We start from the raw sequence: 20,890 nt of genomic DNA, 5'->3' as shown, positions 1-20,890 counted from the left end.
GCATGGCGTCAATTCTGACTGTCGACGATTCCCCGAGCGTGCGGCAGATGATCAAGGTCGTGCTGGCGCCCTCCGGCCATAGGGTGGTGGAGGCGGGCGATGGTTCCGAAGGCTTGGCCAAGGCGAAGGCGGAGCGCTTCGAACTCGTCATCACCGATCTGAACATGCCTGTGATGAACGGCCTCGAGATGATCCGCAGCTTGCGTGCGCTCCCGTCCTTCACGGGAGTGCCGATCGTCTTCCTCACAACCGAGTCCGATGACGGGATCAAGCAGCAGGCAAAGGCCGCGGGTGCGACCGGGTGGATCACCAAGCCTTTCAAGCCGGAGCAACTGCTTGCGGTCGTCGCCAAGCTGGTGCGGACATGATGGAGCTGGACCCGGCTGAAACATTCCGGCAGGAGGCCAGCGACCTGCTGGACAGTCTGGAAGCGGCGCTGCTCGATCTCGGTCAGACGCCGCAGGACAGCGATCTGATCGATGCGGCTTTCCGGGCGCTGCACACGATCAAGGGGTCCGGGGCGATGTTCGGCTTCGACCGGGTCGCCGCCTTCACCCATGATTTCGAAACCGCCTTCGATATGATCCGCAAGGGCAAGATCTCGGCGGAGCGTGACATCATCACCGTCTCCTTGGCCGCCAAGGACTATATTCGCGCGCTGATCGACGATCCCGACTCGACCGATCCGATCATTGGCGAGGCGATCGTCGAAGAACTCCAGGCCCTGATCGCCGCGGGCACGGCAGGAGACGTGGCATCCCCCGCCAGCGTTGCCGCCGACGAGACTCCTGCCGCGCCCGCCGCATATGGCACGGGCTGGCTGATCGAGATTGCTTTCGAGCCGGATATCCTGCGCAACGGCACCAATCCGCTGGTGCTGCTGGACGATCTCCGTGCGCTCGGCTCATGCACGGTTGCCGCGCATCTCGACGCCCTCCCGGACCTCGGCACGCTCGATCCGGAGACGTGCATGATCGCATGGTCGGTCGAGCTCGAAAGCGGCTGCTCGCGTGAGGACATCGAGGATGTCTTCATGTTCGTCCGCGACGAGATGAAGCTTGGCATCGCGCCGCGCGGCCCGGCCGCGAGCGCGGATGCGCAGCAGCTCACGACGATGGGGGACGAGGAGGTGGTTGCCGCCGCGGCCCCCGCTGCCGCCATTGCGAAAGAGTCGCAACCCGTGCCGGTGGAGCGTGCAACGGGTGAGCGGAGCGAGGCCGTCCGCCGTGGCGAGGACAAGACCTCGACCGTCCGCGTCCAGGCCGAGCGTCTCGATGAGTTGATGGACCGCGTTGGCGAACTCGTCATTGCGCAGGCGCGGCTCAGCCAGCTCGCTCATTCCGGAACCGACCTCGCGATCAAATCGATCGCCGAGGAAATCGAGCGCTTGGCGTCGGGACTGCGCGATTCGACGATGGGGGTGCGCATGGTGCCGATGGGCTCGCTCTTCGGCCGCTTCCGCCGTCTCGTCCACGACCTCTCGCGCGATCTCGGCAAGCCCGTCGATTTCATCACCGTCGGCGAGGATACCGAACTCGACAAGACCATGATCGAGCGTCTTGCCGACCCGTTGGTCCATCTCATCCGAAACGCGATCGACCACGGCATCGAAGCGCCCGAGACACGCGCCGGCTCCACCAAATCGGCGACGGGGCGCATTGAACTCGCCGCGCGCTATGTCGGCGCTCAAGTGCTTGTCACCGTGCAGGATGACGGCGCCGGGCTCGACACGGCCCGCATCCGCGCCAAAGCCGAGGAGCAGGGGCTGATCGCGGCTGGAGCGCCCTTGAGCGAGCACGAGATCCATCAGTTCCTGTTCCATCCCGGCTTCTCCACCGCTCGGACGATCTCCGCGCTGTCAGGCCGCGGTGTCGGCATGGACGTGGTGAAGCGCACGATCGAAGCCATGCGCGGCACGATCGATCTTGCGACCGTGCCTGGCTATGGAAGCACGGTGACGCTGCGGCTGCCGCTGACGCTTGCCATTATCGAAGGGTTGCTGATCCGCGTCGGCGAGGGGCGCTACATCATTCCGCTCTCGGCGATAGAGGAATGCGTCGAACTGACCGCGGCCGAGGACGCCCGGGCGCGCGGGCGCAACTTCCTGAACGTTCGCGGCGACCTCGTGCCCTTCCTGAGGCTGCGCGATCTCTTCGAGGCTGATGGCGAGTCCGACCCGCACCAGAAGGTCATCATCATCACGACGGGGGACACGCGCGCCGGCCTCGTCGTCGACCAGATCATCGGCAGCCATCAGACCGTGATCAAGTCGCTCTCCAAGCTCCATTCCGATGTCACGATGTTCTCGGGCGCGACGATCCTCGGCGACGGTTCCGCTGCGCTCATTCTTGACGTCGCTCAACTCATTTCGCTCGGCCAGAGCCGCGCCGAAACCGAAAAGACTCCTGAGGCGGCATGATGCGGATTCAGACACAGGGCAGCGCCAGCCATCGCGCGCAGCATGCCGGGGAGATGCGGCTTCAGGTCCTGATGATTGGCCTCGGTGGCGAGATCTTCGCGATCGAAGCCGAGGCGGTGCGCGAGATCATCGACCCGGTCCCTGCGACGCGGGTTGCAGGCGCGCGCGCCTTTCTGCCGGCGCTGATCAATGTGCGCGGCAATGTCATCCCCTTGGCGGATCTGCGTCTGCGCTTCGGCATGGGACGGCGAGCCGACACTGCGGACACGCGCATCGTTGTCGTCGAGATCGAGATCGACGGTGATCCCGTTGCGCTCGGGATCATGGCGGACAAGGTCTACGAGGTGACCGAAATCTCGACGGCCCAGATCCAGCAGACGCCGCGCCTGGGAATGCACTGGCGGCCTGAATTCATCCGTTTCATCACCAAGTGGAACGACGAATTCGTGATCGTTCCCGATCTCGAGAAGATTTTGAGCTGAAGCGCTGCCAATTCAGCGCATGAAATCGTTACGTTGCTTATCGGGGACTGAGTATGAGATTGACGATCAAGACCAAACTGGCCGGTGCCTTCGGCATCGTCATCGCCTTGTCCATGGTGGCAGGCGGGCTTTCCTATCAAAAGCTGTCCGACATGTCCGAGACGCAGGGCGTGCTGATCAACTGGACCAACCGGCTGGATCAGATAAGCGACGTGCGCAGCATGATGAACAGATCGGTGCGTTCTGAAAAGAATGCCGTCATGGCGGCAACCGACAAGGAGATACTCGCTCAAGCCGCGAGTGCGGTTCAGAATCGCCTCGACGCCATGAAGCTCAAGGAGCAAATCCAGGCCCAGGCCGGCGAGGCCGGAAAACGCCGCTGGGAGGCTCTGACGCCCAAGATCAACCGCTTCTTCGCAGCGCAGGACGAGGTTATCCGCAACGCCAAGCTGAATTCGAACAACCGCGCCGCGGAACTCTGGGGCAGCGAGATGACGCCGCTCATCCAAGGCGTCACGGTCGCCTCCACGGCGGTCCTGAACGAGCTCACCAAGCCTTCCGCTTCGCCGGAGGCGCTGCGGTTGGCTCTCGATTTCCAGTCGGTGCGGCTGGAATGGCTGCGCTTGACGCGGTCGATCGGGCAGTTGTTCGGCGCGACGAGCGTGGCCGAGGTCGAGAAGCTGCAGAAATCGGCCGAGGCGCAGGCCCGCGACGTCCGCGCCGCGCTCGCCAAGGCGGCCGCCCCCTTCGCGGAGCAGGGGGTGTCGCCGGCAAACATGCTCGCTGCCTTCGACAAGGGGATCGATGCTGCCCTCCGGATCGCAGCCGTTGCGGGCGAGGCGGGGAACATCAAGGCCAGCACGGTTTCGATGGGCGAGGGCGGCGAGGCCGTCACCGACATGATGGCAGGCCTTGATGAGTATACCGACTTCATCAAGCAGTCGGCTGCCGCCGCCGCCAAGGAAGCAAGCGAACAGGCGGCCTTCGCGAAGACGCTCCTCATCGGCATCGTCCTGGGCTCGCTGTTGATCGCCATCATCGCGGCCACCTGGATTGCTCTTTCGATCAGCCGCGGCCTGTCGAGCGCGGTCGGACTGGCCAACGCGGTTGCGATCGGCGACCTCGGACAGTCGATCTCCGTGAAGAGCAAGGACGAGATCGGCGATCTGGTCACCGCGCTGAACGCGATGACGGCGAATCTCAGCGATACCGCCGCTGTCGCCAATGCGATCTCCAACGGCGACCTGACCGTTGAGGCGAAGAGGATGTCGGAGAAGGACACCCTCGGCATTGCTCTCGAGAACATGGTCGAGAAGCTGCGCGATGTCGTCGGCCAGGTGACCAGCGCCGCCGAGAACATGTCGGCGGGCAGCCAGGAGCTGTCGGCCAGCGCCGAACAGCTCTCGCAAGGCTCCACCGAGCAGGCCTCTTCGACGGAGGAAGCCTCCTCGTCGATGGAGGAGATGGCGGCCAATGTGAAGCAGAACGCCGAGAACGCCAGCCAGACGGAGAAGATGGCCACGCAGTCCGCGAAGGATGCCGAGGCGAGCGGTGTTGCGGTGGGCAAGGCGGTCGATGCGATGCAGACGATCGCCGCCAAGATCAACATCGTCCAGGAGATCGCCCGCCAGACCGATCTGCTGGCGCTGAACGCGGCGGTCGAGGCGGCCCGTGCCGGCGAGCATGGCAAGGGCTTCGCGGTGGTCGCCTCGGAAGTGCGCAAGCTCGCCGAGCGCAGCCAGGCGGCTGCAGCCGAGATCGGGACCTTGTCGTCCGATACCGTCAAGGTCGCGCAGGAGGCCGGCTCGATGCTGGCCAGGCTGGTGCCCGACATCAAGAAGACCGCCGAGCTTGTCGAGGAGATCACCTCCGCCAGCCGCGAACAGGATGTCGGCGCCGCCCAGATCAATCAGGCGATCCAGCAGCTCGACAAGGTGACGCAGCAGAACGCGGCCGCCTCCGAACAGGTCTCCGCGACCTCCGAGGAACTCTCGGCTCAGGCCGAGACGCTACAGGCCACGATTGCCTTCTTCCGGCTCGGCGAAGGCGGCGCGCGCAAGGACGGCCCGCGCCCGGCTGGGGTCGACAGGGCCGTCACCATGCTGCGCGGCAAGGCCACGGCCATGGCAAGCGCGCTCCAGCCGAAGCGGGCGCCTGCCTCCAGCACACGTCCGGCCAAGAAGGTCGTCAATGGCGGCTTCGCCTTTGACATGGATGACGGCGAGGACCAGCACGACGCCGCTTTCCACCGCGCCTGAGCGCATGCCGGCCCCGCCCAGGCGGCGGGGCCGGCCTCTCCGCGCCTCAATCCGCCTGGCTCCCCAGCCGCATCGCGAGTCTCCCATGGCCGACACCGCACAATACCTGACCCTTGGCATCGATCATGAGCTCTTCGGCATCGATATCCGCAATGTCCGCGAGATCCTCGACATGCGTCCGATCTCGAAGCTGCCGCATGCGCCGGCCTTCCTGCTCGGCATGATCGATGTTCGCGGTGCCGGCTATCCGATCGTGGATCTGCGCACGAAGCTCGGCCTGCCGCGCGCCGAGCCAACCGAGGCGACGCGCATCATCATCCTGGACGTGCCGGTCAAGAGCCGCACCCGGGGCGTCGGCTTCGTCGCCGATCGCGTCTTCGAGGTCACCGGCCTCGATGCCGACCAGACCGAGGCCGCCCCCGATGTCGGCGGCCGCTGGCAATCGAACTACATCGCCGGGATCGGCCGCAAGGGCGAAGCCTTCATCGTCATCTTCGATCTTGAGCGCCTGATGGAAGCCGATGGTCTTCCTCTGGCCGATCTCGCTGCCGGCAAGGCAGCTTGACGCCGATGAGGCCAACCATGTCGGACACATCGGATTATCTGGCTGATAAGCATTTTTCGGCCATCGCTGCGATCATCGAGAGTCGGGTTGGCATCAAGCTGCCACCCACCAAACGCACCATGGTCGAGGGGCGGCTGCGAAAGCGCGCCCGTGCGCTTGGCCTGGCAGGGGTGTCCGGCTATGGCGCCCATCTGTTCGAACGCGGCGGGCTCGACGACGAGCTTGTGCACCTGATCGATTGCGTGACCACCAACAAGACCGATTTCTTTCGCGAGCCGAGCCATTTCGAGTTTCTGCGCAATGTCGCCGTGCCGCAGTTGCTGCAGCGGCATGACTCGCTCCCGGCCGGCCTGAAGGTCTGGAGCGCCGCCTGCTCGACGGGGGCGGAAGCCTACACGGTCGCCATGGTGCTGCAGGATTTGGTGAATGCCGCCAAGCCGATCCGCTTCTCGATCCTGGGCACGGATATCTCGACGGAGGTCCTGCGCGAGGCGAGAGCGGCCATCTATCCGCGCGCCTTCGTTGCGCCGGTGCCGTCGGCCATGCAGCAGCGCTACCTGATGCGATCGAAGGATCCGCGGCAAGAAGTCGTCAGGGTCGCGCCGGAACTGCGCAGAAAAGTCCATTTCGAGCGGCTGAACCTGATGGACGAAAGCTATCCATTCGACCGGGACGTGGACGTCATCTTCTGCCGCAACGTGCTGATCTATTTCGACGGGCCGACTCAGAAGGCCGTCATCGAACGCCTGGTGTCGCATCTTCGACCCGGCGGATACCTGATGCTCGGCCATTCGGAATCGATGGCGGGCAGCGGCATCGCCGGAGTGCAGCAGATCGTCCCGACCGTCTATCAGGCCGCTCCCGCCGCGCTCAGGAGGGCAGCAGAATGACCCGTCAACCGATCCGCGTGCTCATCGTCGACGACTCAGCCTCGGTGCGCCAGGTGCTCAGCTCGATCCTGAGTGCCGATCCGGGCATCGAGGTCATGGGAACGGCAGCCGATGCCTTTGCCGCGGTGCGCCGTCTGCAGAGCGAATTGCCGGACGTCATGATCCTCGACATCGAGATGCCGGGGATGGACGGGCTCACCTTCCTGCGCAAGATCATGGCGCAGCGGCCCATTCCGGTGATCATCTGCTCGACCTTGACCGAGGCGGGGTCGCGGGCGCTGTTCGATGCGCTGGAAGCCGGGGCGGTCGACGTGCTGCCGAAGCCGCGCATCGACACACGCAACGCGCTGATCGAGACGGCGGATCGGCTGAGGCACTCCGTCAGGGCGGCCGCTCAGGCGCGGCTGCGCCCTAGGGCGGCGCGTGCGCCGGTCGAAAAGAAGCTGACCGCGGATGTCATCATGCCGCCACCGGTTCCCGTCCGCGTCCGCAGCGAGACGGATCGTATCGTCTGCATCGGCATTTCGACCGGTGGGACCGAGACCCTTCGGGAGGTCCTGACGGCTCTGCCGGTCACATGTCCCGGCATTGCGGTGGTGCAGCACATGCCTGAGAAGTTCACGGCCGCCTTTGCCCGCCGGCTGAACGGCATTTGCGCGGTCGAGATCAAGGAAGCGGAGGACGGCGACGAGCTTCGGTCCGGCCGCGTCCTGATTGCGCCGGGAAATCGTCACATGCTCCTGCAGCGCGCCGGGACGCAGTATCGCGTTGCGATCAAGGACGGCCCGCATGTCTCGCGCCACCGTCCGTCCGTGGACGTGCTGTTCCGCTCGGCTGCCCAATATGCCGGCGCCAACGCACTCGGCCTGATCATGACTGGCATGGGCGATGACGGCGCTCGCGGGCTGCTCGAAATGCGCAAGGCAGGCGCGCACACGCTGGCGCAGGACGAGGAGAGTTGCGTCGTCTTCGGCATGCCTAAGGAGGCGATCGAGCTTGGTGCCGCCCAGCGCGTGATCGGCCTCGCGCGCGTGCCCCAGGAGATCATGGCCTGGCCGCATCTCGGGCGCGGCGGGGCAGGCGAGATCGCCCAAACCGCCTGAGGATGAGTAGCATTGCGTCGGGGGCAGAATGTTTCGGGATAACGAAGGACTATCGAGGCTGATCCTGTCGCTGGATGCGAATGCGCGCGCGATTGATGTGACCTTCGCCACCGCCGGGCAGCAGCTCGGCGACGGGCTGGAACTGTTTCAGGCGCTGAATGAGCAGCTTGGAGCCTTGTCGCGCGAACTGGCGGGCACCGAGATCGAACAGGCCCGCACGGCGCTGCATCGTCTCGCCGGCGAATTGCGTGTGCTGAACCACGCCCTTGCCTCCGAAACCTGCGCGCTTCAGGACCTGTCGATCCACAGCCACATCGCCTCTCAGGCTCTCGAACGGCTGCTCGAGCAGATGCGCCTCATCACCATCCTCGCACGCGGCGCACGGATCGAGGCCATATCCATTCCGATGGTGGGGAGTGATTTCGGCGACTTTGCCGGCGAGATCGGCACGCTGACCGCAGAAGCCCAGCGCACGATCACACGCTGTGCGCGCGATCAGGCGCGGCTCTGTAGCCTCCTCGATTCCGCGCTGAAGGCACAGCGAGAATTCGAAGGGCGGTACGGAAAGTCGCTGGCGGCGCTGGCAGGCAAGCTCGACCAGACGCTGGCGGAGGTCGCCGAGCGTCAGCGCCGCAGCGTCGCGCTGACCGCCGAGGCGGCCGCGATCTCGGGCCGAATCACATTGGCCACCGGTGGCGCCATTATCGCTCTCCAGGCCGGCGACAGCATACGCCAGAGGCTTGAACACGCCATTTCCGGGCTGCGTCTGGGCGAGGTGCCGGGGGGCGCGGCCGATCTGGACGGCGCGGTGCGCCTCGCCTGCGGCGATATGCTGTTGCGGCTGCAATCGGCGCAGCTCGAAGGCGCAGCCGGCGCTCTCGGTCCCGATGTCGAAGAGATCAACAGCGCGCTCGTCCTGCTTGACCGTGAGACCACGCAACTGATCGATCTCGTCAGGTCGCTCTATCGCGGTGGCGGCACCGCTTCGTTCCTGGTCGAGCTGGAGGCCGATCTGGCAGAGGCTTCTGAGCTCCTCGGCCGTTGCGACATCGCCCGCGCCGGCGTCGACCGCGTCACCAAAGCTGTCGCGAGCGTTCTCGATGATTGCCAGGGCACGGTCGAGGCGCTTGCTGCGACCGCCACGAACATCGTCCTGATCGGGATGAATGCGGGGCTGCGCGCGGCGCGGATCGGCACCGGCGGGCGCAGTCTCGTGGTGATCGCCCAGGAGCTGAAATTCGCGGCCGACCAGGTGGCCACCGATTCTCGGAAGTTGACCCCAGCGTTCACGCAGATGCAGGCCGCCTCGTCGGTGCTGAAGCGCGAAGGGAAGCTGGACGCTACCTATTTCGCCGCGTGCGACGAGATGATGCGCAACTCGCTCGCCATCATGCGCCACAGCGGCGATCGGCTCGGTGCGAGCCTGGACGAGTTGCTGCGGCAGGGCGAGAGGTTCGGCGCCGTGATCGAGCAGGCCGGACTATCCTTCTCGAGCACCGGAGCTATGCGCGATCTCATCACGGGGGCGGCCCGTGAGCTGTTGCTCGCGGCCGAAGCGCAACTCCCGGAGACGCATCTGCTCGCGCAGGCGGGGGATTTCATCGCGCGAGTGATCTGGCCGAGCTACACCATGGCGGCGGAACGCCAGATCCACAATGCTGTGCTCGAACGATGCGGATTGGCGCAGGAGGCGCGTACGCCGGTTACCGTCGCGGCGGAAGCCGAGGTCGACGAGTTTCTGTTCTAGTTGGACAAAATCGCCGGGGGACCGTCGCGACCTGCCTGATCGCGTTGATTGGGGCCATCGGGGTTCCGCGCTTGGCCACCGTCCTCGACACGCATGGCGATGCCCAGAAGCCCATTCTCGCCGATAGGATTCACGCCATCGAGAGGAAGCGAGGCAGAATGTGCGCGCTCGAGGCGGTCGGCCAGATGCTGTTCGGCCCGGCGCCGCTCGGAGCCTGCAAAGATCAGCTGTTGCTGCGTCGGCTAAGATCCATTCGGCACCCGGCTCGCACTTCAGGGCCGGGCGCAGGCACTGCCGCATCTTAGCCTGAGATTGATGCCGTTCGCCGAACCCTTCCCGCAAGGTCGCGGAGGATAGGCACCATGAATTATTCGCTGCGCCTGCGGACATGTGGCTCTCGCGATCGGCCGAGTTGGGCACGCGTGCCATGACGGCATGGGCTTTGGAGGTGTCGGCGGGTCGCCGAACTGGTGGAGCCGGCGGCCGCGAGCTTCTCGGCGCGTGACACGAGCTGAGCCCGACCTCCGCCGGGCCGCCATCGGGGTCGACGCTTTCGTCGGCAGGAATCTGGCCGCTATGCCGCATCGCCGGAATCCGGCTGCTGATCCGCGAGCGACTTCGACGCGGGACCGGCCGTGACCGCAAAGCGGTCCTTACCCGGCTCGACTCGAGTGCTATTCGTTCTCGACGGCATGGAATGATTGAAGTTTGGCGCGCCCGACACGATTCGAACGTGTGACCTTTGCCTTCGGAGGGCAACGCTCTATCCAGCTGAGCTACGGGCGCTAACCGTGCAGGCTGGATAGCCGATCCCAACTGCTTCGGCAATGCGGGATTTTGGATGAGGCGCAGTTCTCCGGCGGCAATGGACGCGCGCTCCGATCGTGTCGGCGTGGCGCGGTTGTGGCGCGAGCGGGGCAGCATTGAACCGGTCGAATGCCTCTTCAACTCAGCCACCTGCTCCAATCAGCCTCAGCGCACGGGATCTGAACTCGTCCAATGTGCGCGCGCCATCGGCAAGCCGCTTGATAAACTTGCCGTCCTCGTCCCACTGATCGACCTGCGCCTTCTGATTTCGATAGCGCCTGAACCGCTCCCAAATGAACTCGAGGATGTCCGCCCAGATTGCCTGCCTGACCTTAGGGTATGTAGCTGCGAGATCGTCGCTTCTGTCGCGACCTATCGCAACGAGCCGAATGCGAAGCGTGTCCGTCTGATGAGTGCCGAAGCGATAAATGTCAGTCGCCGCCGAGGCGATCCGGTCCGGTGGGAGGCAGCCGATTGCGGCAAGCACGCGGTGGACATTCTGCCGATCTTGCTCCGTCCAAGGCCCGTTCAACTTGCAAGGCTCATTGGTCTTCACCTCCGCAATGATGATGTCGATCAGATGGTGCGAAAGCCCAAGGCGCTGGTCATCGTCGGTCATGATGTCATTTGGATTATCGAATAGGCGTTCGGCTCGGAATGGGAACCGGACGGCAAGCAAGTCAGCATCGGTGCGCTGGCCGCCGCGCCCAGCCGGATGAACGACGAAGTTCTCGATCTGCAAAAAGCCATTCAACCGAAGATACCAGTAGGCCAGCTTCTCGGGAACAAGACGTTCGATATCATAGCGCAACGGCGCTCGGCTCATTCCGCGGCCTCCCGCACACGCGCATCCGCTGGCGCCAGCGCCTCAGCCAGCAGGGCGTCCAACAGGCGGCGGCGGGCAGTGGTGGTAGCGGCGAGGCCCGCCTCCAGCCGGTCGCAGAGCGCCATCAAGGCATTGAATTTTGCCACGATGCGATGCTGTTCGGCCAGTGGTGGGACGGGAAACCGCACTTCCTTGAGATTGGAAGCGCTAATTCCCCAGTTGCCGACAGTAGTGGCGCACGCCGCTTCCACCTCGGCTCGAACAAGATGCGTGTCGCCCGAAAGCCTCAAGAACTCGGGTGTGACGAGTTCCGACGATGCGCGGACGCGAATGAGTTTATCCGGATATATTGGTTGGAGATCGAGGTAGTCCTTGAAGATCGTGAGCCTACCGACGAACGCCTTGTTGCCGTTAAAACGGCAAGCGAGAAGATCTCCAGACCTCAACCCGTATCGAATTCGCGAATCGTGGTCGATACCGCTGATTAGTTTGTGTTCCTCCTCAGCGACCACGCCGTCACCTCGAACCGTGCCCGCGCTAATCCTTAGGATTGGGATTCCGTTTGGTGCATCATCCGGTTTGCGCGAATAACCATTCCTCGTGTCTTCCGCCAATAGATTGACCAAGCGCGCGTAACGCCATGTGGAAGGGATAGCCTCGGGCCGCTCGTCACAATCCGCTGGTTTCAATTTCGGCGGCTCGTCGTTCCCATCCTGCGGCACCAGCTTGCCGCGCGCGGCGAGGTTGAGGATGGTCTGGCGCAAGGCCTTGACCTGGTCAAGGCGCGTGGTCAGCGCCGGCAGCGCGTCGAGCGCGAAGCGGACGTCGGCGTGGAAGGTCTTGGGATCGGGCACGTTGAGGCGGGCAAGGCTCGCCGCAGCTAGCCGATCGCGCACCGCCTCGCACCCCGCCCGCGCCGCCTCCAGCCGGTCGCACAGGCCCATCAACTCATCGACCTTGGCGACGATGCGGTGCTGTTCAGCGAGCGGCGGTAGAGGAAAGGGCGAATTTGCGAAATACTCTGTCGGCACGCGCCTCTGGCCGGCCGTGCCGGTCATTTTCGGGATACCGGTTTCGATGAAGTGGGGACTCTTGAGAAACAGCAGGATGTAATCTTGGTTGACGAGCAGCGGGCGGACGATATGCAACTCCGTGGTGCCGGCACCGATCCTCCCCGTCAGATTTCGGAACACCGCCGATTTGCCATTCTCGAAACACGGGGTGATCTTGGCGAGGCCAACATCGCCCTCGGCAAAATGCGTGTAGCCCTTCTTGATCTCGCCCCAAGAGCGGACTTCGTGCTGGTTCGCGACGCCATACTCAGCGGCAATCAGCGGCATCGGCACGAAGGACGCTTCGAGCATGTCGGCAGCATCGTTACGCGGGCTTAAGACCCCGATTTCGGCAAGCTGCGACCAACGCCAATTCGAAGGGATGGGGAATGGTGTTTCGGATAGCGCAGGGATCGCTTTGGGCGTTCGGATCTCGCCGGCCTTCACCAGCCGCGCCTTCTCCTTCGCGATCCGCTTTAGCAGTTCCGACGCCGGTTCGTCGTTCGCGTCCTGCGGTGCGAGCTTGCCACGCACCGCCAGATCGAGCACGAAACGGCGCAGGCGGGCGATCGCGTCGGGCGCCTCGGCGATCTTGTCATAGTGCGCCAGCAGGCGTTCCGCGTTCATCGGACCAGCGCCTCGGTGAGGATCGCCTTCAACTCACCCCGCAAGCCCGCCGTTTCGGCTTCGGCACGAGCAAGGTCCGCCAGTAGCGCTTCTGGGTCGCCGTAGTCGCCGGCCACCGCATGCGGGTTCTTGATGTCGAGATTGTAGCCGCGCGCCTTCACCTCCTCGGCGCTCACCTTCCAAGCCTGCGGCGTCTCCTTGCGGCCCCTGCGCTCCTTGCCGCCCCACCAGTCGATGCAGCCCTGAAAATGCTCCAGCCGGATCGGCCTGGTCATCGAATAGGCTTTCTGGCCCTCGGGCACGCGGTGCTCGTAGAACCAGATGTCTTTCGTGGGCGTGCCCTTCTCGAAGAACAGCAGATTGGTGCCGATCGAGGCATAAGGCTTGAACACCGAATTGGGCAGGCGAACGATGGTGTGGAGGTTGCACTCCTCCATCAGGTGCTCCTTGAGGCGTGTCTTGACGCCTTCGCCGAACAGCGTGCCGTCCGGCAGCACTACGGCGGCGCGGCCGTCGATTTTGAGCAGCCGCACGATTAGCGCCAGGAACAGGTCGGCGGTCTCCTTAGTGCGGAAGGTCGGGAAGTTGTTCTCGATGCCATCCTCTTCCTTGCCGCCAAAGGGCGGGTTGGTGACGACGATATCGACGCGCTCGTCCTTGCTCCACGAGATCAGCGGCCGGGCCAACGTGTTGTCGTGGCGCACGAAGCTCGGGTCTTCTACGCCATGGAGCAGCATGTTGGTGACGCAGAGCATGTGCGGAAGCTGCTTCTTCTCCACCGCACGCAGGGCGCGCTGCATGGCCTCGCGCTGTTTCGGCGTGCGGACGTATCTCGCCTCCATGTGATTGATAGCGCACGACAGGAAACCGCCGGTCCCACAGGCGGGGTCGAACAGGGTCTCACCAGGACGCGGGTCGATGCGATCGACCATGAAAGCTGTCACTGCGCGCGGTGTGTAGTATTCGCCCGCGTTGCCAGCTGACTGCAGGTCGTTGAGCAGCTGCTCGTAGAACTCGCCGAAGTGCCGCCGCTCGTCGAGATCATTAAAATCGACCTGGTTGATCTTGTTGACCACCTGCCGCAGCAGCTGGCCGGATTTCATGTAGTTGTAGGCGTCTTCGAACACGTCGCGCACGACCCGGCGACGATCACCTGGCTGCGCCGAGAGCTGCAGGCCTTTTAGCGCCGGGAACAATGCATCGTTGATGAAATCGAGCAGCGCCTGGCCCGTCATGCCTTCAGGGTCCGCCGCCCAGTTACGCCACTGGAAGCGCTCGGGAATCGGTGAGTAGTAGCCGTTCCTAGTCAGTTCGAGTTCCTGATCCTGATCGTCAATGATCTTCAGGAAAAATAGCCAAGTCAGCTGGCTAATGCGCTGGGCATCGCCATCGACGCCGACGTCCTGGCGCATGATGTCTTGAATGGACTTTACGGTGGCGCGGACGATCATTGGTTATGCGGTCTCTTGATAAATCGCGTCCTGCATCTCATGGACGGCCTTCTCGAAAGCCACCTTGCCGCCAAACGCTTTGATGAGTTGGACGACGCTGCCCATCGTGTTGAAGGGCGTCACCTTCAACACGTTCGCGTCATCGAGATTGAGCACGCCCTCGTCGCGATACTTGTCCAGCAGCGCATCGAGCACGGCGCGAGCCTGCGGCCCGTATTTGGTGAACACGTCGCGCTTCTTCACATTCTCCGTCCGCTCCCGGCGGGTGAGCGGCTTCTGATCGAAGGCGATATGGCAGATCAGATCGAAAGGATCGAGGTTTTTGCTGAGCTCATTGCCGACTACCTCGAGCGCCAGACCCTCGGCTTGTAATTCGTCGATGATCGCCTGCTTGCGCTCGGCTGACTTCCAGCGCTTGAGGAACTCGTCGAGGCTAGCGAATCGCTTCTTCAGCTCTGTCTTGGTGAAGTCGCGCAGGGATTCGGTGACGAGCTTTCCATTCTCGTCGAGATATTCGATGCGCTCGGCGACGATGCGGGCGCCGACGCCATCGACGTAGATCTTGCGGGCTGGTCCGCCGGTTGGCTGCGGCCGACCCGGCTGATCGACAACGGTCTCGTCCTCGTCCGGTGTCGGCGGTATGACGTCATCGCCTTGCGGCTCATCATCGGGCGGCGTGATTGGGTCACCTTCGCCCGGCTCGTAAATCTGCACCGGATCGCCGTCGAAGTCCGGGTCGGCGAAATGGTTGGTTGCGCCGCGAAAATCTATGAGTGTGAAAAAGAACTTCCTCGTGTCCTCGTGGACGCGGGTGCCGCGTCCAACGATCTGCTTGAACTCGGTCATCGAACCGACCGCGCGATCGAGCACGATCAGCCGGCAGGTTTGCGCATCCACACCGGTCGATAATAGCCGAGAGGTCGTGACCAGGACGGGGTATCGCGATTCCGGGTCGATGAAGTTGCCAAGCTGATCCTGGCCCTCCTTGTCGCTGCCGGTGATGCGCATAACGTAACGCTGGTTCTGCGCGACCAGATCGGCGTTCTCGTTGACGAGCGCCTGCCGCATCCGCGCCGCGTGCTCCTCATCGACGCAGAACACGATGGTCTTTTGGAAGCGGTCGCCACTTTCCTTCAGGAAATCAGTTACCTTTTTTGCGGTGAGCACAGTGCGGTCGTCGAGCACGATGCTCCGATCAAAGTCCTTGGCATTGTAGATGCGGTCTTCGACCTCGTTGCCCGCACGGTCGCGCTGACCGAGCTCCGGCCGATAGCCTTCCACGTCGCGGTCGATGTGAACCTTGACGACCTTGTAGGGTGCGAGGAAGCCGTCACTAATTCCCTGCTTCAGCGAGTAGGTAAAAATCGGCTCGCCGAAATAGTCGGTGTTGGAGACGTATTCGGTTTCCTTTGGCGTGGCAGTGAGGCCGATCTGCGTTGCGCCGGAAAAGTGGGTGAGAATCTCGCGCCAGGCCGAATCCTCGGCCGCGCTGCCACGATGGCATTCGTCGATGACGATCAGGTCAAAAAAGCCAGGCGAAAACTCGCGATAGAGCTTCTGGCGCTCCTCGGGTCCTGTGATGGCTTGATAGAGGCCGAGATAGACCTCGAAAGCGGTGTCGATGCGCCGCCTCTTGTCGAGTGCTAGCGCCAGATCAACCGTGCTGCCATCCTGCCGCTCGATCGTTTTGGCGTTGGTCGATAGCTTCGCCATAGCGGCACCGAACGGGCGGAAGTCGTTGACCATCGTCTGGTCGATCAGCACATTGCGGTCGGCGAGGAACAGGATGCGCTTCTTGCGGCCGGATTTCCACAGACGCCAGATGATCTGGAACGCCGTGTAGGTCTTGCCCGTGCCAGTCGCCATGACCAGCAGCACGCGGTCGCGGCCCTTGGCGATAGCCTCGATGGCGGCGTTGACGGCGTTTACCTGATAATAGCGCGGGGCCTTGCCGCTGCCGTCGTCGAAATAGTCCTGGAGCACGATCTGCTCCGCCTCGGCGTCGAGGCTTTTCCATGCGCGATAGCGCCCCCACAGGTCGGCTGGCGATGGAAACTCGTCAAGGCCAAGGTTCGTCTCGATCGGGATTCCGCGGCCGGTGCGGTCGTGAAACACGAAGCCGTCGCCGTTCGAGGAGAATACGAAGGGGATATCCAGCGTCGCGGCATAGTCGAGCCCCTGCTGTATGCCGTGGCCGACCGAATGATTATTGTCCTTGGCCTCGATCAGCGCGATCGGGATATTCGGCTTGTAGTAGAGAACGAAGTCGGCCTTCTTCGCCTTGCCGCGCGTCACCAGCTTGCCGCGCACGATGATCCGGCCCTTGGTGAAATAGACCTCCTCCCGAACTTGCACCATCTCGTCCCAGCCGGAGCGCTTGATCGCTGGCAATATGAACTTCGTGCAGATGTCGCGTTCGGTGAGGCTCCGTTTATCCATCGGTGGCGGCCGTCTCGTTATTGGCGCGAGGCTGCGCCGGAAAGGCGCCAGGGAAAATCAGCATGATGCTCGAACGAGACAGGCAGATAGCTGCTCAGTATGCTCGTCACATGAAGCATGTCCAGACGGGTTGATCGGAATGCGAGTGCCCCTGACTGTTGCCGCTGTTCACCAGGCTATCACCGAGTTCGATCGCCTTGGTCGCGAGACGTTCCTTCGCACTTACGGCTTCGGCACAGCCAAGGACTACATGCTCCTGGTCGACGGTAAGGAATACGATTCGAAGGCGATCGTCGCGGTCGCGCACAAATACCTTCCAGGTGATGGACGTCCGCTGAGGCACGATGAACTATCGGGTGGCGTGGCCGACGCCGTCCGGAAGCTATCGGATCTCAACTTCCAGGTCGTGCGTCGTTCCGACCGCGTGGACTGGACCTGGGACGAGCATGTGCTCGCGCTGGAACTTTATTTCATCAACCCCACGTCCCCTCCTGGCAAGACCAGCGCTGAGGTTCTGGCGCTGTCTCAGCTCCTTCAGCATCTGGGCGATCGGAAAGGCATCGAGCGGGGCGAGACCTACCGCAACGCCAACGGCGTCTACATGAAAATGATGAACTTCCGACGGTTCGACCCTGCGTTCCAAGCGGCTGGCAAGGTCGGGCTGTCCCAGGGGAACAAGCTCGAGGAAGAGGTCTGGATCACGTTCGCGGACGATCGAGGCGCGCTGGCTCGGGCTGCTGCAGCGATCAGAACCGCCATCGATGATGATGCGGTCGTCGTTCAGGAGGAATCCTACGAGGCTGAGGAGGGTGGTCTGATCTTGCGCCTGCATCTATCCCGAGAGCGGAATCGGGCTCTGGCGCAACGGAAGAGAGACCAGGCTCGCGAGCGGAATGGCCTCCTGGTCTGCGAGGCGTGCGACTTCGACTTCTCGACTGCGTATGGCGAGCTCGGCCTCGGCTTCATCGAGGTGCACCATCGAAAGCCGGTCGCGTCGTTGCAACCAGGCGACAGGACGAAGCTCGAGGATCTCGCTCTCGTGTGCGCCAACTGTCACCGGATGCTGCATTGTCGTAGCGCACTGCTCAGCGTCGAGGACCTTCGAGCGATCGTCGGCCAGCGGCGCAGTCGGCTCAGTGCGGATGCTGCATAGGAAGCTCAGAGGTGGTCCGTGGCGAGCGCTAGTGCACCGAACACAGCCGACTAGCTCGGCGACGCCGAGCCAGCCAGGGCGCGCCCTAAGCAATCAGTTCCCGCGGGGGCGCTGCATCGCCGCGGTAATCGTGATCCGAGGCTTGGGCAGCACGCCACCCTCCGCCTTGAACTTGGCCAGCCATTCGCGAGGGGTCATGCTCTTGGGCCGCGGGTAGATCGGCGAGATCGCACAAAGCTCGTCGAGGCCGCGCATGTCCTCAGTGACGTGACGCGGGATCTTGGTCGCGAGATCCAGCAGCTTGACGGCGCCTTCGGCGTCATGCGCGTCATGGATCATGGAGGCGATCTCCATGTCGAGCTCCGGGATCCGGGTGGGGTATTCGAAGTCGGGGAAGACGATAGCCATTGTGAAGATGCTCGCGTGTGCTCAGCGGGATTGCTGCTAGTTCCGTTATAGCGAGGGGGCGATTGGAATGCTGTCGATCGTGCGCGAGGTCGACGACAAGTGGCTGGATCAAACCGGCTGGTAGATATAGCAACGCGGACCTCACCAGGAACCCGCCCGGATGCCGACGCCTCAAAAGCGCGATAACGACTATTACCTTGAACGCCTGGAGCGCGAGCACCCGACGATCCACGCGGACTACCTCGCCGGCAAGTTTCCGTCGGCTCTGAAGGCGTTCGAAGCTGCGGGGTTGAAGGGCCGCCGCACCCGTCTGCAGGAGCTCAAGAACGCCTGGCAGAAGTCGACGCCTGGCGAGCAGCGGGATTTTCTGGCTTGGCTAGGGGTTGGGGCTCCAGCGCCTTCCACACTGGTCTCTGGCCCTCCTATGGCGATCAATGGAAGGCTTGAAGCATGGGCCGTGGCGCGGATCGACCACATCATGGCGTCACGCCGGATGAAGATGGGGCAGGTTCTCGATGAACTCCACTTCGACCGGCGTAATCCCGCGCTTGGCTTGGCATTGAACCAGGGCTCGGTCATCAGGGACCGGATGATGCTTGATGCGCTGGAGAAGTGGTTGACCGCGAACGCGTCTGTTTGACCGCATATCAAGATCTTCCGAGCCGGAGGATCCGACACCGGATCTCGGTCTCTTTTTTCTCCAACTACACGCCTTCCTCCTCCGGAGACCGGAGGAGCTGAGAATGAGGTAAGTCAGCGTCGCCGGATGTAACCGCCGCCTATATGAATGTATCTTCTTTAAGTAAGTAGTTCATTAGGCTGCGGTTACACATCGGCTGCATTCAGAGGGCTACCGGAGACGCGGACGCCATCGCCCGCTTCCGGGCCCGGTGCGCAGCGACCTTGTTGCGGTTACGCTGCCGGTCCGCCTCCTCTACCGGCGAGATGTGCCCGGTCCGCTTCAAGGTCGCCTGCTCGACCAAGCCGGCGTAGTTGCGACACTGCGCACGAAGAGGACAGCTGCCGCAGCTGCTTCCCGGCGCGTCGATCGCCTCGCTGACGCCGAAACAGCCGACCAGGAAGTCGTCATCCTCGAGGTCGGCCTTCGGCTCCTCCAGGATCAGTCCGTCCTCAACCGCGCCAGAGAGCCGTTCGCGCACCCTGTCGGCGTGCTCTTCGGAATACACCGACAAGCACTCATCCAACGAGAGGTAGCGGTTCGTGATCGCAATCCAACCGACGGTGTCGACCCGATCGCGGAGACTCGCAGCGAGGTGGCTCTTCGTCTGGTCCCGAAGCTGCCTCTGGATCGGAAGCATCCGATCATGCTCAAGCCGAAACTGCGGGACCTCGAGCCTGCGCATGGCATGGTAGATCTTCTCGTCGAGCTCTACCTGGAACATGCTCCACCAAGCCTGATCGCTCTTGTCGGTCGCGAAAAGCTGGTGGGGAAGCGGCGAGGCCTTGCGCGTGCGCCGCTGGGCAAAGTCAAAGCCGAAGTTGATCACCACCTCATACGGCACACCCAGGCGATCAGCCTTCTGACGCGCCCTCCAGAGCTGGGTATACTGCTGGGTGCGATGAGCAGGCGTTCCGGGGCGGACGCCGCTGACCTGCTCAGACAGCTCCCGATCGCAGTTCGCACGCACATAGCGCTGCAACGCGGCAGTATATACCCTGCGGAACTCCTCGGTCGCCTCAACGGGCGACATGAAGCTGTAAGCGAACCACCGGGTGCTCGCGAGCTCTCCTTCAACAGCAAGGTCGTTCGGGTGCAAGATCTTCCTCATACAAACGAGGTCGGCGAGACGCTTCATGAGCTTGGGCCTGGACGTAGACATGCGTTCTCCTTCGGGCCGAAGCCCGTGAGCTGGTTGGTCGTATGAAAAGCGCGCTTACTCCCGTTATAGCGGGAGCACGGACGCAGTGCAGTTGATCGTGAGCGTGTCGAAAAATGCCGGGTTCAAAGTAGAGAAATCTATGCTGGCGGCCGCGTTATGGGAGGATAGGACCGGGAAGTGCTCCTGGGCAGGGAAGGCACTCCCATCAGCTCGTTTGCATTTTTCTAGGACTTCGACATCGCACCCGCACGTCGGCGGTCGCGTGTTCGCACGGAGAGCGGAGGACGGGCGACACCAGCGCTCGTCCGACAGAATGATCTCGGCGTGCCCTGACCTATCATCTTCGATCGCTCTCGGCTGGCTGCGGGCTTTCACCAGCAGCAGGATCTCAATCGCGGCGCGGACAAAGTTCCGCCAGGCAATCACAAGTCGGCATGTCCGGGAGCAAAGGCGAGCGCTAGTCTGAATATGTATCCGGTTCGACCCGGTAAGGGATCCGCGTCGCGCGACCGTGCTCTCGTCAGCGCTCCGCCGGCATCGCCGGTAGATTATCTACGCATACCGCTTTGGTGACCGCTTACAGTCGTTCTCGGGCGTCCAGGCCCGCCACGACGTTTCTATCTGAGAGAAAAAGCAGATTTCGGACCAGAACTGTCAACTTAAGGGAAACATCATGGAAACTTCCGGTGTAATTCCGACCGTTCCAGGGTCCATAATGACGCCTCCAAGGGCGTTCTGAATAGGTATTTGTTGACATGATCGGTCTCGAATTAGGCCTGATGTTTACATTGGACCGCTCGATGGAAACGTTCGTTTCCCTGA

At 63.0% G+C, this 20,890-nt stretch carries 16 protein-coding genes and 1 tRNA gene; 10 read left to right on the top strand and 7 right to left on the bottom strand.

The window, feature by feature from the left end; all coding sequences use genetic code 11:
* Positions 1–2: 2 nt before the first annotated feature.
* From AC1DDA_RS15640 to AC1DDA_RS15605, 8 genes are all read left to right on the top strand, one after another.
* The gene (locus AC1DDA_RS15640; RefSeq protein ID WP_476796432.1) at positions 3–368 is read left to right on the top strand and encodes a response regulator; all 366 of its coding nucleotides are present in this window, start codon (positions 3–5) and stop codon (positions 366–368) included.
* Positions 365–2,419 carry a chemotaxis protein CheA gene (locus AC1DDA_RS15635; protein WP_476796431.1) on the top strand — a complete coding sequence of 685 codons (2,055 nt, stop codon included), beginning with the start codon at positions 365–367 and terminating at the stop codon, positions 2,417–2,419. Before AC1DDA_RS15640 ends, AC1DDA_RS15635 begins: the two co-directional genes overlap by 4 nt.
* Positions 2,419–2,901 (top strand): chemotaxis protein CheW, encoded by a 483-nt coding sequence (locus tag AC1DDA_RS15630; protein ID WP_476796430.1) that lies wholly within the window; start codon positions 2,419–2,421, stop codon positions 2,899–2,901. The genes AC1DDA_RS15635 and AC1DDA_RS15630 overlap by 1 nt, the downstream gene beginning before the upstream one ends.
* Before the next feature lie 53 nt (positions 2,902–2,954).
* Positions 2,955–5,159 (top strand): HAMP domain-containing methyl-accepting chemotaxis protein, encoded by a 2,205-nt coding sequence (locus tag AC1DDA_RS15625; RefSeq protein ID WP_441509734.1) that lies wholly within the window; start codon positions 2,955–2,957, stop codon positions 5,157–5,159.
* 85 nt (positions 5,160–5,244) lie between these two features.
* The gene (locus tag AC1DDA_RS15620) at positions 5,245–5,724 is read left to right on the top strand and encodes a chemotaxis protein CheW (protein WP_476796429.1); all 480 of its coding nucleotides are present in this window, start codon (positions 5,245–5,247) and stop codon (positions 5,722–5,724) included.
* A 5-nt stretch (positions 5,725–5,729) separates the two neighbouring features.
* The gene (locus tag AC1DDA_RS15615; RefSeq protein ID WP_441509732.1) at positions 5,730–6,614 is read left to right on the top strand and encodes a CheR family methyltransferase; all 885 of its coding nucleotides are present in this window, start codon (positions 5,730–5,732) and stop codon (positions 6,612–6,614) included.
* Positions 6,611–7,717 carry a protein-glutamate methylesterase/protein-glutamine glutaminase gene (locus AC1DDA_RS15610; protein ID WP_476796428.1) on the top strand — a complete coding sequence of 369 codons (1,107 nt, stop codon included), beginning with the start codon at positions 6,611–6,613 and terminating at the stop codon, positions 7,715–7,717. Before AC1DDA_RS15615 ends, AC1DDA_RS15610 begins: the two co-directional genes overlap by 4 nt.
* A gap of 28 nt (positions 7,718–7,745) precedes the next feature.
* On the top strand, positions 7,746–9,464 hold the full coding sequence (locus tag AC1DDA_RS15605; RefSeq protein WP_476796427.1) for a coiled-coil domain-containing protein: 1,719 nt from the start codon (positions 7,746–7,748) through the stop codon (positions 9,462–9,464).
* A 709-nt stretch (positions 9,465–10,173) separates the two neighbouring features.
* On the opposite strand, the gene AC1DDA_RS15600 is transcribed toward AC1DDA_RS15605, so the two are convergent.
* The 5 genes from AC1DDA_RS15600 to hsdR form a co-directional block, all read right to left on the bottom strand.
* A tRNA-Arg gene (locus AC1DDA_RS15600) sits at positions 10,174–10,250 on the bottom strand.
* Between the two features lie 163 nt (positions 10,251–10,413).
* The gene (locus AC1DDA_RS15595; RefSeq protein ID WP_476796426.1) at positions 10,414–11,097 is read right to left on the bottom strand and encodes a hypothetical protein; all 684 of its coding nucleotides are present in this window, start codon (positions 11,095–11,097) and stop codon (positions 10,414–10,416) included.
* Positions 11,094–12,776, bottom strand: coding sequence for a restriction endonuclease subunit S (locus AC1DDA_RS15590; protein WP_476796425.1), 1,683 nt, complete (start codon positions 12,774–12,776; stop codon positions 11,094–11,096). The genes AC1DDA_RS15595 and AC1DDA_RS15590 overlap by 4 nt, the downstream gene beginning before the upstream one ends.
* On the bottom strand, positions 12,773–14,227 hold the full coding sequence (locus AC1DDA_RS15585) for a type I restriction-modification system subunit M (protein WP_476796424.1): 1,455 nt from the start codon (positions 14,225–14,227) through the stop codon (positions 12,773–12,775). The genes AC1DDA_RS15590 and AC1DDA_RS15585 overlap by 4 nt, the downstream gene beginning before the upstream one ends.
* 3 nt (positions 14,228–14,230) lie before the next feature.
* Positions 14,231–16,666 (bottom strand): EcoAI/FtnUII family type I restriction enzme subunit R, encoded by a 2,436-nt coding sequence (hsdR, locus tag AC1DDA_RS15580; RefSeq protein WP_476796423.1) that lies wholly within the window; start codon positions 16,664–16,666, stop codon positions 14,231–14,233.
* Positions 16,667–16,811: 145 nt separating this feature from the next.
* Here hsdR and AC1DDA_RS15575 point away from each other — a divergent pair, with 145 nt between their 5' ends.
* Positions 16,812–17,819: an HNH endonuclease gene (locus tag AC1DDA_RS15575; protein WP_476796422.1), complete on the top strand. Its 1,008-nt coding sequence runs from the start codon at positions 16,812–16,814 to the stop codon at positions 17,817–17,819.
* Positions 17,820–17,912: 93 nt separating this feature from the next.
* On the opposite strand, the gene AC1DDA_RS15570 is transcribed toward AC1DDA_RS15575, so the two are convergent.
* Positions 17,913–18,227, bottom strand: a complete 315-nt coding sequence (locus tag AC1DDA_RS15570; RefSeq protein ID WP_476796421.1) for a hypothetical protein — start codon at positions 18,225–18,227, stop codon at positions 17,913–17,915.
* 160 nt (positions 18,228–18,387) lie between these two features.
* On the opposite strand from AC1DDA_RS15570, the gene AC1DDA_RS15565 reads away from it, so the two are divergent.
* Positions 18,388–18,867: a hypothetical protein gene (locus AC1DDA_RS15565; RefSeq protein WP_476796420.1), complete on the top strand. Its 480-nt coding sequence runs from the start codon at positions 18,388–18,390 to the stop codon at positions 18,865–18,867.
* A 202-nt stretch (positions 18,868–19,069) separates the two neighbouring features.
* On the opposite strand, the gene AC1DDA_RS15560 is transcribed toward AC1DDA_RS15565, so the two are convergent.
* Entirely contained in the window at positions 19,070–20,044 is a 975-nt protein-coding gene (locus tag AC1DDA_RS15560; protein WP_476796419.1) for a hypothetical protein, read from the bottom strand.
* Positions 20,045–20,890: the final 846 nt, after the last annotated feature.

It is taken from the genome of Allobosea sp. 10N428, from assembly GCF_056394545.1.
Note: the sequence above shows the minus strand (reverse complement) of the source record. Positions and strands in the feature narration are given on the sequence as shown.

Bases quoted from the DNA above. Each gene is read 5' to 3' on its own strand.
- AC1DDA_RS15595 (WP_476796426.1), bottom strand. From the start codon at position 11,097: ATGAGCCGAGCGCCGTTGCGCTATGATATCGAACGTCTTGTTCCCGAG.
- AC1DDA_RS15620 (WP_476796429.1), top strand. From the start codon at position 5,245: ATGGCCGACACCGCACAATACCTGACCCTTGGCATCGATCATGAGCTC.
- AC1DDA_RS15565 (WP_476796420.1), top strand. From the start codon at position 18,388: ATGCCGACGCCTCAAAAGCGCGATAACGACTATTACCTTGAACGCCTG.
- AC1DDA_RS15590 (WP_476796425.1), bottom strand. From the start codon at position 12,776: ATGAACGCGGAACGCCTGCTGGCGCACTATGACAAGATCGCCGAGGCG.
- AC1DDA_RS15610 (WP_476796428.1), top strand. From the start codon at position 6,611: ATGACCCGTCAACCGATCCGCGTGCTCATCGTCGACGACTCAGCCTCG.
- AC1DDA_RS15570 (WP_476796421.1), bottom strand. From the start codon at position 18,227: ATGGCTATCGTCTTCCCCGACTTCGAATACCCCACCCGGATCCCGGAG.
- AC1DDA_RS15585 (WP_476796424.1), bottom strand. From the start codon at position 14,227: ATGATCGTCCGCGCCACCGTAAAGTCCATTCAAGACATCATGCGCCAG.
- hsdR (WP_476796423.1), bottom strand. From the start codon at position 16,666: ATGGATAAACGGAGCCTCACCGAACGCGACATCTGCACGAAGTTCATA.
- AC1DDA_RS15625 (WP_441509734.1), top strand. From the start codon at position 2,955: ATGAGATTGACGATCAAGACCAAACTGGCCGGTGCCTTCGGCATCGTC.
- AC1DDA_RS15560 (WP_476796419.1), bottom strand. From the start codon at position 20,044: ATGAAGCGTCTCGCCGACCTCGTTTGTATGAGGAAGATCTTGCACCCG.
- AC1DDA_RS15640 (WP_476796432.1), top strand. From the start codon at position 3: ATGGCGTCAATTCTGACTGTCGACGATTCCCCGAGCGTGCGGCAGATG.
- AC1DDA_RS15615 (WP_441509732.1), top strand. From the start codon at position 5,730: ATGAGGCCAACCATGTCGGACACATCGGATTATCTGGCTGATAAGCAT.
- AC1DDA_RS15635 (WP_476796431.1), top strand. From the start codon at position 365: ATGATGGAGCTGGACCCGGCTGAAACATTCCGGCAGGAGGCCAGCGAC.
- AC1DDA_RS15630 (WP_476796430.1), top strand. From the start codon at position 2,419: ATGCGGATTCAGACACAGGGCAGCGCCAGCCATCGCGCGCAGCATGCC.
- AC1DDA_RS15605 (WP_476796427.1), top strand. From the start codon at position 7,746: ATGTTTCGGGATAACGAAGGACTATCGAGGCTGATCCTGTCGCTGGAT.